Raw genomic sequence first — 13,124 nt, forward strand, 5'->3', positions numbered from 1 at the left:
TGAGAATGTTAGTTAGAAAGCAAGTTTATTTAGCGCCGCCTCGGTTAAAAAGCCTGCGGCTGCGCCTTCTGTGCCGATTTTGTAGGAGGCGAAGAGAATTGCTTTTTGCAGGGCGGTGTATGGGTCACCACTCTTGCGGTAGAAGTGGTTGAACGAGGAGAACAGCGAATCCCCTGCGCCGATGGTGTTGACAACGGCGCGGGTTTGCACAGCGGGGAACCGTTCGCAGAAGTTGTCTGATTTCACAGCCAGCAGCGCCCCTTTCGCACCTAAACCAATCACTATAATCTCAGTGCCAAATGTTTGCTGCACCTTTTTGGCCCACTGCTCCGGCGGCAGGGGCAGCCGCTCGTCGCTCATGAAGAGGATGGTGGCGGCGGCCATGTAGTCGCGGTTGTAATCATCGTCCAGGTCGGTAATGGTGTGTACGTCTGTGGCGATGGGGATGTTTGCTTGCTGAGCCAGGGCTAGAAACGGCCGTGTGTAGTTAATGTTGCACAAAATCGCTAAATCGCTGTCTTGCAGGGCTTGCTGGAAAAGGTCGGGAGGATACGGCCGTTCCTGAATATCCTTCAAATCGGTGTGCCCCTGCCGCTTGCCCTGCTTATCGTACAAAATGACCGATTGCGCCGTCTGGGGCATGTTGGCCACGATGTAGTTGCCGGAAATGCCATCTGCTTTCGCCTGATGCTTAACCTGTTCCCCGAAAAAATCATCTCCTACCATTGTTAGGAAATTGACCCGGCTGCCCAGCGTCGTGAGCGCTTTGGCAATGTTGTAACCTACCCCGGCAACGGCCGTCTGAATGCCAAAAAATGGGTAGCGCATGGGCACATATTCAACCGGAAACTGTTCCACGGCTAACGTCGTTTCAATATTGGTGTGTCCACAAACTAAAATTTGAGCCATAATACCTCTTGATGATGGGGCAGATGTCACATTGACGCTAAATCATACCCTTTTAAACTATACCCTCAACAAAAAGAGCGTTTTTGCAACAAATAATTATGTCTGAAGAGAAAAAAACAGACCAAGCGGCAAAACAGACAAAAGATGCAGCGTACGGCCGTATATCCTTGCATGAAAATGGTATCATCTATGTGGCGATGAAAGATTTCACGCCCCTTAATCTTGAAAATGCCAAACAGTTGGTTGCCGATGTGCAATCTATTGATAGCTCTGGCCAGGCTCTTTTGCTCATTGAATCGGGTCAAGATATTGAAGCAACGTTTGAAGCCCAACGCTATTTGGGTACGGTGGGTGGGCTCAGTCACTTGGCTTTAGTTGTTCACAACAAGATGCAGTCGCAGATTGCCACATTTTTTCTTTCTATGATGCGCGCTTTCCGTTCTCCCTATGAAATGAAGGTATTTTACCAAACTGAACATGCTGAAATTTGGTTGCTGAACACCAAACGGCCGTCCACGTCTGGCGCGTAGATGGCAGCATCACGCTCGGTCAATCCTCCTTTTTACCCCTACCCTTGCCAAACAATTAGGCCGTTTTCTCTGGTAGTAAGCGCAGCCGCTGAATGAATAGTCCTGTTCAATCTGGAAATGCTTTTACAAAGCTGGAACATTTGTGAGCTTTTTGCCCACGATTGCGGCCACCTGGTCTTGTATAATGAAATCAGATAGCTGGCAGAACGGCCGTATCCCCGCAAGTCTAAAGCTATTTTGTCCACAATTCCACTAAATTAGCATAAGGAGTTTAGAATGTTATACAAGCAGCGTGATCACAAATGGGTCTACCTCTTCACCGAAGGGCGCACCGAGATGAAATCTTTGCTTGGCGGCAAGGGAGCCAACGTCGCCGAAATGACGCAGGCAGGTCTGCCTGTTCCCCCCGGATTTACCATCACAACCGAAGCGTGCAACGCCTATGCCCAATACGAACAACAATTTCCAGAGGGCATGTGGTCGCAGGCACAAACCTCCCTGGCCCAAGTGGAATCTGACACAAACAAGCAATTTGGCGGCCAGGCAAATCCGTTGCTAGTCTCCGTACGTTCTGGCGCAGCTGTCTCTATGCCGGGCATGATGGACACGGTGCTCAATCTGGGTCTGAACGATGAAACTGTGGAAGGGCTGGCCAAACTTACCCAAAACCGCCGCTTTGCTTTGGATGCGTATCGTCGTTTCATCAGCATGTTTGGCAACATCGTGATGAAGGTGCCGCACGAAAAATTCAGCCGCGCTCTGGAACGATTCAAAACGCAAACCGCCTCTGGCCGCGACACCGACCTGAGCGAAGAGCAGCTAGATGAGTTGATTGCCGTCTACAAGCGCATTGTTTTCACCGACAGGCACGGGGATGAATTCCCGCAAGACCCGTATGAGCAGCTCCGTATGGCAATTGCGGCCGTTTTCGACTCCTGGAATACGCGCCGCGCCATTGAGTACCGTCGCATTCACCGCATACCGGATGACTTGGGAACGGCCGTAAATGTGCAAGCAATGGTCTTCGGCAATATGGGCTGGGATAGCGGCACGGGCGTTGCCTTCACCCGCAATCCCTCCACGGGCGAGAAGAAGGTCTTTGGCGAATATCTGCTCAACGCCCAGGGGGAGGACGTGGTCGCAGGCATCCGCACGCCCAATTCCATCCACAAAATGGCTGGTGAGTTGCCGAAATCATATGACCAGCTCATGCAGATCACCCAGCGGCTAGAGTCTCACTACCGCGACATGCAGGACATTGAATTTACGATTGAGCAGGGCAAGTTGTGGATTTTGCAAACCCGCACCGGCAAGCGCACCGGGGCAGCGGCCGTTGCCATTGCGGTGGATATGGTGGCTGAGGGGGTGATTGATCGGGAAACGGCCGTTCTCCGCGTAGAAGCCAATCAGCTAGACCAACTCCTCCATCCCACCGTGGATCCAGACGCCGATGCCACTATCGTGGCCATGGGGCTGCCCGCCAGCCCAGGGGCGGCCTCTGGCCGAGTGGTGCTCACGCCCGATGAGGCCGTCACCTACAGTGAGCAAGGCCATCCCGTCATCCTGGTGCGGCACGAAACCAGCCCCGACGACTTTCATGGCATGGCGGCTGCCGAAGCCATTCTCACAGCACGGGGCGGCATGACTTCCCATGCGGCCGTTGTGGCGCGCGGCATGGGAACCCCCTGCATTGTTGGGGCCGGTGACATAGAGATTGGCGAAGAAAAAGGCTACTTTTACACCCACGAACACAAAGTTGGGCGTGGTGATTGGATCACGATTGACGGCTCGACAGGTGCCGTGCTGCTGGGGCAGGTAGAAACCAAGCAGCCAGAGCTAGGTGAACATTACCAAACCCTCATGGGCTGGGCAGATGCGTTACGCCAGCTAAACGTTCGCGCCAATGCTGACACAGGGCATGATGCGGCCGTTGCCCGCAATTTTGGCGCAGAAGGCATTGGCCTTTGCCGCACAGAGCATATGTTTTTTGGCGAGGAGCGGCTGGCCATCATGCGAGAAATGATTTTGGCAACCGATCTGGCCTCTCGGCAAGCGGCATTAGACAAGCTGCTGCCTATCCAGCGCCACGACTTTTTAGAGATTTTCCAGGCAATGGATGGCCTGGCCGTTACCGTTCGCCTGTTAGACCCACCGCTGCATGAGTTTTTGCCTAACTTCGAAGAGCTGCAAGCGGAGCTGTATGAGCTCAAGCTCAAAACGCAGCAGGTAGATACTTTTGCCAACATGGACCAGCTTTTGCGCCAGATTTGGGAAAAAGAGCAGCTTTTGCACCGCGTAGAGCAGCTCCGAGAAGCCAATCCAATGCTGGGGCATCGTGGCTGCCGCCTGGGATTGGTCTATCCTGAAGTGACCGAGATGCAGACGCGAGCCATTATGGAAGCCGCTTGTGAAGCCCAGGCCAAAGGGATAAACGTTTACCCAGAAATCATGATTCCATTGGTCTCTGTGCAAACTGAGTTGGGGCATCAAAGGGCCGTTGTAGAGCAAGTGGCAGAGGCCGTGTTGGGAGCCTACGGCATGAAGATGGACTATCACATTGGCACGATGATTGAGCTACCCCGCGCTGCGCTCACGGCCGACCGCATTGCCGAACACGCCGACTTTTTCAGTTTTGGCACCAATGACTTAACCCAAACGACCTTTGGACTGAGCCGGGATGACAGCGGCCGTTTCCTCTCCCATTACGTCAGCGAAAAGCTACTCACTGACGATCCGTTCCAGGTGCTGGATCAAAATGGTGTGGGGCAATTGGTGCAGTTGGGCGTGGAGCGAGGTCGCCAGACCAAGCCAGAATTGAAGGTGGGCATTTGTGGTGAGCACGGCGGCGAACCACGCAGCATCGCTTTTTGCCAGGAAGTGGGGCTGAATTACGTGAGCTGCTCCCCTTACCGTGTGCCCATCGCCCGCCTAGCCGCTGCCCAAGCTGCCCTGAAATTGTAAACGGAGTTGGATGCTCAATTATCCTGGACTTCCACAAACCTAACAGGTTTCCTCTTGAGGCAACTAGAATTTTTGCCCAAACTTGTTAGGTTTTTTGCAATATACAAGTCCTGGAATTAAAGAATCCCTTTTACCAGCCGTTTTACATCTGGAGATATATTTTCTTGCGTCAATATTCGGTTCCCCAAAATATCGAAGACTGAGGGAGAAATTGATTTAATATAGCGAAAGAAAAAATTGAGCAAACCGCTATTAGAACCATCATGCAAACTGATATTCTCCTGAATTTGGGTGATACCAGCGATTAGATTTTCTTTATCTTCAGGTGGCAAGTTTTCTTGATCGATAAATTGTTGCATATAATCAGTAAGGTTAATTTTCGAAGTGTCATTACCATGATGAACAACCACATAGGCACCGCTACCGATTGCTAAGCCAGAGGAGCCAGAAATATTTCCCACAGAAATTTTATCGCCACTTATTGAGTCGCCTTGAATTTGGATTCCGTCGCCAACATTAACCTTTTTTGATGGGCTAAGTTTCTTTATTTCTTCTTTTGGATTGAGAGTTTTTTCGGGTTCACTCATCTTACTCACCGTCAAATATAATTATAAGCCTACTTTTCCCATTACACTTTCTTCAAAGAATGACACACCTGTATAGCCTACTAAAAAGCCAATAACGATGCCGCCCCAGAAGTCCTCAACTGTTACCAAAGCTTGTGTTTCAGATTTTCTTGCCAGAAAGACAACGGATATTGCACTTAAAATAACAGCTATTAGCAATAGTATCATAAAACTCTTGCTAAATGCTATCTCCTCAGGGTCTTGCAACAATGTTCTAACAAATGATCCTGCCAATCCACCGAGAATAGCTCCGCTCATGACCGATATAATCGGCGCTCTGATTGTCATTTGTTGTGTAGCCATATTTGTTTGTTGAGGCCCTGTAAATCCCTCAAATGAATAGTTTACTGAATATTGAAGTGTATATTGAATAGGTCTGAATAAGATAGTTCTTCTCGTTGTTAGGGCAAGGCTGTAAACAACTGTGTTCCCAGGTTGCAAGGGAGTTCCCGGCTCTAGAGAGCTTTCAAGACTGACGAGTTGTGGTGATGCTAATGAAATCTCTACATCTCCTAATGCTTGCACAAACAACCTTGAAGCAGGATTTAAATTTTCAATTTTCAGATCACCATTTGCCACTATCACAGTACTATCCGTTAAGGTTACAATTTGTGTTGTGAGGTTTGATATTTCTTCACGCAAGATTTCTGTTTTTCGAGTTAAATCAGCCTCACGTTCTGATGATTGCCTCAGAGTTTCATCGTTCTTAATCATATCCAAACGCTCTGACCATGATTTTCCGCTTGTTATTTGCTCAATTTCCAGTTGTATTTGATGAATATCTTCTTCCACTTCTTGCAATTCTTTTTCTAAATTAAGAATGCGTTCTGCTAAAGCTTGCACGATATGTTTGGTTTTTGACCTCTTTCGTTCGAAGAAGCGACCTAAACGTGAGCGAGATGCGGTCGGAATCGAAACACTTCCTGTAGCAATATGCTCAAGTAAATTTGATAAGCTCTTTACCGAATCTTCCAAAACCCTTTGAGCAGAAACTGGTCTCATTTCACTCGGAAGAAACACCTTTGGTGGAATTGGCCAAATTGGCACATCGAACAGGTTCGTCACCAATACATAAACAGTAAATTCACTTCCTGCCATTGGGTCGGGATTGGATAGAGTTGTTTTGATATCTAACAAACCCCGGCTACCAACCTTAGGTTGGACGTCTTGTGATTCTGTAAATTCAGTGGAATCGTTCATAAATTCAACTCCTTATCAAAATGTTTGCGAAACAGCGGATAATCTGGCAAAGAGAAAAGTAACTTTGTACATGATACTTTAAATATATGAGTTCGCAACTTTGTCCAAACACTTTTTTCAGTTCATAATCTTAACCTTGAAATCTTTTCACAGAAGCCCAATCTTGCGGTAAACTGTTAGCGGAGGCGAAATGATGATAGACACCAACGGAAAATTTTATTTAGGCCGCGTGGTAGACGCGCAAACGAACGAGAAAACCAACACTCCCCTACTGTACGATCCAGATGATTTAGTTACCCACGCCGTCGTCGTGGGCATGACTGGCTCTGGCAAGACAGGGCTTTGCCTGGATTTGCTGGAAGAGGCGGCGCTGAACAACGTCCCGGCACTGATGATCGATCCGAAGGGGGACATCACCAATGCGCTGATGCACTTCCCCAATTTAGCCCCGGTAGACTTCCAGCCGTGGATTAACGCCAACGAAGCGCGACGCGAGGGAAAAACAGCAGAGCAGGCGGCAGAAGAAACGGCCGCTCTCTGGCGCAACGGTCTGGCAGGGTGGGACATCCAGCCGGAGCGCATTCAAAAGCTCAAAGATTCCGCGCAATTTGCCATTTACACCCCCGGCTCAGATGCGGGACTACCGGTCTCTATTTTGGCCTCGCTAAAGGCACCAGACATCTCTTGGAATGATAACCGGGAACTGCTGCGCGAGAAGATTTCCGGCACCGTCACCGCTTTGCTGGGGCTGGTGGGGCTTAAGGATATTGATCCGGTACGAGCGCGTGAGCACATTTTGCTGTCCAATATTTTTGAGCACGCCTGGAGCCAGGGGCAAGACCTCGATCTGGCTTCGCTCATCATGCAAACGCAGTCGCCGCCGTTTACCAAGCTGGGCGTGTTTGACGTGAACACCTTCTTCCCGGAAAAAGACCGCTTTGAACTAGCGATGATGCTGAACAACATTTTGGCTTCGCCCGCGTTCCAGGCCTGGATTGAGGGTGAACCGCTGGATGTGGCCAGCTTACTTTACCAGCCAGACGGCCGTCCCCGCCACACCATCTTCTACATCGCCCACCTCTCCGAGGCCGAGCGCATGTTTTTTGTGACGCTGTTGTATTCGGCCGTGGAATCTTGGATGCGAGCGCAGAAGGGCAGCACGACGCTGCGCGCCCTCGTTTACTTTGATGAGATTTTTGGCTACCTGCCTCCCACTGCCAATCCGCCTTCCAAAGAGCCGATGCTGCGGATGCTAAAGCAGGCGCGCGCTTTCGGCGTGGGGATGGTTTTAGCCACGCAAAATCCGGTGGATGTGGATTACAAGGCGCTGTCCAACGCGGGGACATGGTTTATCGGCAAGCTGGGCACGGAGCAAGACAAGGCGCGGCTGCTGGATGGCCTGACGACGGCCGCCAGCGGTGGCTTCGACCGGCGTGTTTACGATGATTTGATTTCTGCGTTGGGCAAGCGGGTTTTTTTGCTGCGGAACGTCCACGACAAACAGCCATCCCTCTTCCAAACCCGCTGGGCAATGAATTATTTGGCTGGGCCGGTCACGCGGGATCAGATTCCGGCGTTGAATGCGCTTGCCGGAGTCGGTAATCAGTTGCCAGTAATCGGTAATGTCGCTTCGCGACCGCTTAGCGAACAGTCAGTGGGTGGTGAGCAGTTGGCGGCGACGACGCCTGCTATTCATGATACGAAACCTTCGATGGCGATACGTGAGGCTGCGCCCGAAGCTGACCTGCCAGGCGAGGCGGCCAAACCGGGCATTCCTGGGCGGACGGAAGAGTTTTTCCTGCCCCAAAATTTGACCCTTAGCGAAGCAGCGAAGCGAGACGGCCGTTCCCTGCCCACATCGGCTAAATCAGCAGGCATTCTGTACCAACCCGTGTTATTAGCTCAGGCGACGGTGCGTTTTAGCAACCGTCGCTACAATTTGGATCATGAAGTGTGGCAAACGGCCGTTGTGCCAGAACCAGATCGGCGCGGGGTGGTGCGTTGGCAAGATTATGAATCCGAGGCCATTGATGATCGCCAACTGGATCGCGCCCCAGCGCTGGATGCCCGCTTCCAAATGTTAGAAGCGCCGCTTGATGATGCCAAAGCGTTGAGTGCCCTCAAAAAAGATTTTGCTGACTGGATTTATCGAGGGCTAGAAGTGGAAGTAAAGGCCAACGAAGGACTCAAAATCTACGGCGGGCCAAACGTTTCTGAACGTGACTTCGCGGAACAGTGTGCCGATGCCGCCAAAGAAAAATCGGACGCCGAAAGCAAGAAGGTGGCGGCGCAGTACGAAAAGAAAATTGATTCGCTGGAAAACAAGCTAAAAAAGGAAGAGCGGGAACTGGCGGAAGACGAGGCCGAATATTCCCAGCGCAAGCGCGAGGAAGCTGTGACCCATGCCGAGACGCTGTTCAGCCTGTTCAGCAAGCGGCGGCGCAGCGTTTCCTCCTCCATGACCAAGCGGCGCATGACGGCCAAGGCCAAAGCCGATATCGAAGAGTCGAAAGACCAGATTGAGGAGTACCAGAAGGACATTGTTGAGCTAGAAGAAGAAGCGGAAGATGCCTTACAAGAAATTAAGCAAAAGTGGGAGGAGATTGCTCAGGACACGACGACCCTTCCCGTCACGCCTGCCAAGAGCAATATCAACACCACGCTCTTTGGCGTCGCCTGGCTGCCTCACCATATCGTCCAAACCGACGATGATTTCATTCTGCTGCCTGGCTTTGCCCAAGAATAAATCGTGGCCGCGGATTCTTTCCGCGCAAAAAACGCGCTAAGAAAGCGCGGCTACAGAGAGATGACACAATGTCTGCAACCCTCGGAATCCAAACTCAAACGGTGGTAACCGACCTTTGGCAAGCTATTGAAGCGCATTTAACGCAGGAAAAACAGCGGATTTTTGATGAGATTGTGAATTACCCGCCGCCGATTCCGGCTTGCGATGTGCAGTTCAACTTTCTGCTAGCAGAACGGGCAGAAATTTTGCAAGCGTTGCGCCAGCTTCATGGGATTTTGGGAGCCGAACAGAGCGTTGCCGACCAAGCTCGGGCCATGCACTCTTTTGTAGAATCTTGTCAATTTTTTGATGACGCTTTGCAAGCTAGCCTGCTGGCAAAGTTAGAGGGTGTTTTGGATGAACAATGTAGCTTATGACGACGTAATTCGTGCGCGGCTAAAACTGTGGTTTGTGCCAATTATGGATAATCCAGGTTGGCGCAGTAACTTGGTGGATGTACAAGCGGAGCAGCTTTTGGCGTGGGGAATGGCGCAGGTGGAGCAAACGGCCGTTCGCACCCAACGCCTCCCTGATGAAGATGCCACCCCGCTGCTGCAAAAGGATAGCACGGCCGTTCACCTCATCATGGCAGGCGTTAATGACCTCATCGGCACCATTGGCAAACCGCCAGAGTTTGATTTGGTGGATGATGTGATGACGCGCCTGCTGAAAAATCTACGCTGGCTCACCAACCAGCCGCTCCGCCCCGACAATTTGCGCCGCGTTAGTGAATTCAATCAGGCACGCGACACAGAAGACCGCGAAGCGGCTTTCCAACACCTGTTGGCACTCATCCAGACCTAGCCGGTTTTCTAAAACCTGTTAGGTCTCCAGCAATTAAGGAAGTTGCATGAACAAAAAAATTGGCGGCGCGATTCTCGTGCTGGTTGTGGCCGTTTTGTCGGTCATTTTTGGGCAAGACTTATTACAGCAGTTTGGCCTGGATGAAGGCGAACCGATTATTGACACGGTAGTTGATTCGGGTGCACCGGCTGATTGGTACGAAATCTATTTTACCAACCCCACCTGCCCGCCAGAAAGCGAGCGCGTGGGCGGTCTGGATGAGGACATCGCAAGCGACATGCTCACAGCCGAGGTGCGGGTGGATATTGCTGCCTTTGATCTGGATGTGGAACCCATCGTGCAGGCGTTAATTGAGCTGGAGGCGCGTGGTGTAGAGGTGCGGGTGGTCACAGACACGGATTATGCGTCACTCAGCAGCATCAATCGGCTGCGGCGCAACGGCATTAGCGTGCGCGAGGACAAACGAACTGCTTTTATGCACAACAAATTTGTGGTGATAGACGGCCGTATCACTTGGCTTGGCTCGATGAATTTCACCAGCAATGGCGTCTACTGCAACAACAACAACATCGTCCGCATCAACTCGCCCCGCCTAGCCGCTAACTACACCGCCGAAATGGACGAAATGTACAACGACGAGCTTTTCGGCTCCGATTCGCCCGAAAATACCCCCAACGAATCCCTTTCCATTGGCGGCATCGAAGTCGAAAACTATTTCGGGCCAGAGAAAGAGATCAGCCTCATCATCTCCCGCCGGGTAGCGCGGGCAGAAAGCGAAATTCTGTTCATGGCGTTCGCCTTTACGGATGAGCAGATTGGGGAAGCGTTGCTGGGGCGGGCAGATGCCGGTGTGATTGTGCGTGGCGTGTTTGAGCGCGTTGGTTCCAATGCGCCGTTTAGCTACTATACCTTGCTGGAGCAGGCGCGGCTGGCTAACGTGGCCGTCCTCACCGATGGGAATCCGCAGGTGATGCACCATAAGGTATTCATCATTGATCGCAGCACCGTTATTTTTGGCTCGTTTAACTTCAGCGACAACGCCAACCGCCGCAACGACGAAAACATCATCATCGTGCATGACCCGGAGTTTGCTAGCTACTTCCTAGAAGAATTTGAAACCGTCTGGACCGAAGCCCAAGTGGGTGAGTGAGTTTGTAAGCAAGATTCCGGTTTGGGGAAACGGCTACCGCTAAACTCCTCATCCGAGCCTCAAATGAGAGCGGCACACATTAGAACATGGTAATTTGCCATGATAATTCACTGGATAGACGGTCGTTTTCGCTATAATTGCGCCGAGTTTTGGATGAAAACTGGTTCGCTGAGAAATTTATGCAAGCAACAGCACCCCAACCAATAACAAATACACGCCGCAATCTGGCCTTCTTTCTAGCCCCTATTTTGGGTAGCTTTTTGCTGCTTTTTGTGGCCTTGGCGATTGTGTTGGTAAGCTATCAGAGTCGGCACAACGGCCGTATCTTCACCGGCATTAGTGTTATGGGCGTAGACCTCAGCGGCATGGAAGTTGCCGAAGCCGAAACTGCCCTCACACAACATTTTAGCTACGCCAGTAGCGAGCAAATCATCTTTGTCGATCCAGAAACCGGGCAGCAATTTGCCAAAACCCCCAGCGAACTCGGCCTCACCTTCGATGTGGCCCAGACAGTAGAAACCGCTTACCAACTAGGGCGCAGCGGTGGCCCGATGGCTCAGGCCCAGGAGATGTATGAAAGTTGGTATTACGGCCGTTCCGTCCCCCCCGTCCTCATTTTGGATGAAAGCAAGCTGGACAGCGCCCTGGCCGAACTCGCCACCGAAATCAACATGCCGCCCGTGAGCGCCACCTTCAACTTGAGCGGCAGCGATACCAGCTACGCTGCTGGGCAGCCGGGTCGTTTCATGGACGTGGCCGACGTTCGCAATCGCGTCATCATGCCCCTCACCAACTTCCGCCCGGCGCAGGTGGAACTGCTCGTGCATGAAGTGGCCCCCGCCGTGTTCGACGCTGGCAACGCCGCCGCCGAGATTCAGCAGGTGTTGGGTAGCCCTGTCACCTTTTACCTGGAAGAGCCGCTCGATGAGCTTGATCTGGCTCCCATCACTTTGAGCCAAGAAGATTTGGCGGCGTGGGTGCGGGTTGAGGTGGCTGAATCGGCTAGCAGCAGTGCTGCCCACAATGTTTTTGTGGATGAAAACGCCGTGCGCCACTGGCTACGCCAATTTGAAGCGCAGATTTTCCGCGACCCCGTGAACGCACGCTACTATTTTGACGATGGCACAGAGGAGCTGGTTTTGGTCGCGCCGCATGTAAACGGCCGTGAACTCGACATCGAAGCCACCATTGAGCAGTTCAAAACCCAGGTGAACACGCCCAATCGCTCCATCCCCTTTGTGGTGAAAGATATTGTGCCGCTGGCCAATTCCACCGCCACCGCTGCAGAGTTGGGCATTACCGAACTGATTACCCAGACCACCACTTGGTTCTCTGGCTCCTCCGACGCCCGCAAACACAACATTGCTACGGCCGCTGCCAACTTTTACGGCATCGTCATCGCCCCTTACGAAGAATTCTCCTTCAATGATTATTTGGGCAGCATCACCGAAGCAGACGGCTTCACCGAAGGGTTGATTATTGTTGGCGGACAAACCATCACGGGCATTGGCGGGGGTGTTTGCCAGGTGAGCACCACGCTCTACCAAACCGCCTTCTTCGCAGGTTTCCCCATCACCGAACGGTTGCCGCATGGTTACATGCTAGGCTACTACCGCGACGGCGCAGGGCACGGCATGGATGCTACCGTCTTTAACGATGGCAACATCAATATTGATATGAAGTTTATCAACAACACCCCCCACCATCTGCTCATCGAGAACTATTTCAGCGAGGAAAACCAAGCACTCACCTTTAAATTTTACAGCACTAGCCTGGGGCGCACGGTGGTGAAAGAAGACCCGGTTTGGGCCAATGTCACCGAAGTGCCGGGGTCTGATCAGGATCGCTGGGAGTTTGTAGAAACGGTAGAGCCAGGCACGGTGGAAAAGATTGATTGGGCTACAGAAGGTGCCGATGTGTCGGTGCGCCGCCTCGTTTACAATGCCGATGGGCAGCTTATTGAAGATCGTACCTTCGTGAGTAACTACATCCCCGTCCCCAACGTCTTCCACTACGGCCCCGAGGTGGAGCCGTTTAGCTACCATCTGGTGCCAGAAGACGATAAGTAAGTAGATAAAAATCTGTCAAATCTGCGAAATCTTTGATATTCTTCTGGCGTGGCCAATATTCCTAGATTTTTACGTCAAATTGTTTTTTTA

10 protein-coding genes are annotated in these 13,124 nt (G+C 51.6%); 7 read left to right on the plus strand and 3 right to left on the minus strand.

Annotated features, from left to right (window positions below; all coding sequences use genetic code 11):
• Positions 1 to 12 precede the first annotated feature (12 nt).
• Positions 13 to 909, minus strand: a complete 897-nt coding sequence (locus ACOQPM_RS08460) for a carbohydrate kinase family protein (RefSeq protein ID WP_420628812.1) — start codon at positions 907 to 909, stop codon at positions 13 to 15.
• A gap of 98 nt (positions 910 to 1,007) precedes the next feature.
• On the opposite strand from ACOQPM_RS08460, the gene ACOQPM_RS08465 reads away from it, so the two are divergent.
• Both ACOQPM_RS08465 and ppdK read left to right on the plus strand, forming a co-directional pair.
• Positions 1,008 to 1,439 (plus strand): hypothetical protein, encoded by a 432-nt coding sequence (locus ACOQPM_RS08465; RefSeq protein WP_420628813.1) that lies wholly within the window; start codon positions 1,008 to 1,010, stop codon positions 1,437 to 1,439.
• A gap of 276 nt (positions 1,440 to 1,715) precedes the next feature.
• The gene (ppdK, locus tag ACOQPM_RS08470) at positions 1,716 to 4,400 is read left to right on the plus strand and encodes a pyruvate, phosphate dikinase (protein WP_420628814.1); all 2,685 of its coding nucleotides are present in this window, start codon (positions 1,716 to 1,718) and stop codon (positions 4,398 to 4,400) included.
• A gap of 116 nt (positions 4,401 to 4,516) precedes the next feature.
• On the opposite strand, the gene ACOQPM_RS08475 is transcribed toward ppdK, so the two are convergent.
• Entirely contained in the window at positions 4,517 to 4,987 is a 471-nt protein-coding gene (locus ACOQPM_RS08475) for a hypothetical protein (RefSeq protein WP_420628815.1), read from the minus strand.
• A gap of 21 nt (positions 4,988 to 5,008) precedes the next feature.
• Positions 5,009 to 6,226 carry a hypothetical protein gene (locus tag ACOQPM_RS08480; protein ID WP_420628816.1) on the minus strand — a complete coding sequence of 406 codons (1,218 nt, stop codon included), beginning with the start codon at positions 6,224 to 6,226 and terminating at the stop codon, positions 5,009 to 5,011.
• 190 nt (positions 6,227 to 6,416) lie between these two features.
• Here ACOQPM_RS08480 and ACOQPM_RS08485 point away from each other — a divergent pair, with 190 nt between their 5' ends.
• The 5 genes from ACOQPM_RS08485 (at position 6,417) to ACOQPM_RS08505 (ending at position 13,034) form a co-directional block, all read left to right on the plus strand.
• Positions 6,417 to 8,972 carry a helicase HerA domain-containing protein gene (locus ACOQPM_RS08485; RefSeq protein ID WP_420628817.1) on the plus strand — a complete coding sequence of 852 codons (2,556 nt, stop codon included), beginning with the start codon at positions 6,417 to 6,419 and terminating at the stop codon, positions 8,970 to 8,972.
• A 68-nt stretch (positions 8,973 to 9,040) separates the two neighbouring features.
• Complete coding sequence (locus ACOQPM_RS08490) at positions 9,041 to 9,388, plus strand: hypothetical protein (protein WP_420628818.1); 348 nt, start codon at positions 9,041 to 9,043, stop codon at positions 9,386 to 9,388.
• A complete protein-coding gene (locus ACOQPM_RS08495) occupies positions 9,369 to 9,815 on the plus strand; it encodes a hypothetical protein (RefSeq protein ID WP_420628819.1) in 447 nt (148 codons plus the stop codon). Before ACOQPM_RS08490 ends, ACOQPM_RS08495 begins: the two co-directional genes overlap by 20 nt.
• Before the next feature lie 46 nt (positions 9,816 to 9,861).
• Positions 9,862 to 10,965 carry a phospholipase D-like domain-containing protein gene (locus ACOQPM_RS08500; protein WP_420628820.1) on the plus strand — a complete coding sequence of 368 codons (1,104 nt, stop codon included), beginning with the start codon at positions 9,862 to 9,864 and terminating at the stop codon, positions 10,963 to 10,965.
• 179 nt (positions 10,966 to 11,144) lie between these two features.
• Complete coding sequence (locus ACOQPM_RS08505; protein ID WP_420628821.1) at positions 11,145 to 13,034, plus strand: VanW family protein; 1,890 nt, start codon at positions 11,145 to 11,147, stop codon at positions 13,032 to 13,034.
• Positions 13,035 to 13,124 lie beyond the last annotated feature (90 nt).

The sequence above is a fragment of the Candidatus Leptofilum sp. genome (genome assembly GCF_965223525.1).
In the GTDB taxonomy this organism is placed as follows: domain Bacteria; phylum Chloroflexota; class Anaerolineae; order Promineifilales; family Promineifilaceae; genus Leptofilum.

Coding starts and splice junctions, on each gene's coding strand:
- ACOQPM_RS08475 (WP_420628815.1), bottom strand. CDS start 4,987: ATGAGTGAACCCGAAAAAACTCTCAATCCAAAAGAAGAAATAAAGAAA.
- ACOQPM_RS08465 (WP_420628813.1), top strand. CDS start 1,008: ATGTCTGAAGAGAAAAAAACAGACCAAGCGGCAAAACAGACAAAAGAT.
- ACOQPM_RS08485 (WP_420628817.1), top strand. CDS start 6,417: ATGATGATAGACACCAACGGAAAATTTTATTTAGGCCGCGTGGTAGAC.
- ppdK (WP_420628814.1), top strand. CDS start 1,716: ATGTTATACAAGCAGCGTGATCACAAATGGGTCTACCTCTTCACCGAA.
- ACOQPM_RS08480 (WP_420628816.1), bottom strand. CDS start 6,226: ATGAACGATTCCACTGAATTTACAGAATCACAAGACGTCCAACCTAAG.
- ACOQPM_RS08490 (WP_420628818.1), top strand. CDS start 9,041: ATGTCTGCAACCCTCGGAATCCAAACTCAAACGGTGGTAACCGACCTT.
- ACOQPM_RS08495 (WP_420628819.1), top strand. CDS start 9,369: ATGAACAATGTAGCTTATGACGACGTAATTCGTGCGCGGCTAAAACTG.
- ACOQPM_RS08500 (WP_420628820.1), top strand. CDS start 9,862: ATGAACAAAAAAATTGGCGGCGCGATTCTCGTGCTGGTTGTGGCCGTT.
- ACOQPM_RS08505 (WP_420628821.1), top strand. CDS start 11,145: ATGCAAGCAACAGCACCCCAACCAATAACAAATACACGCCGCAATCTG.
- ACOQPM_RS08460 (WP_420628812.1), bottom strand. CDS start 909: ATGGCTCAAATTTTAGTTTGTGGACACACCAATATTGAAACGACGTTA.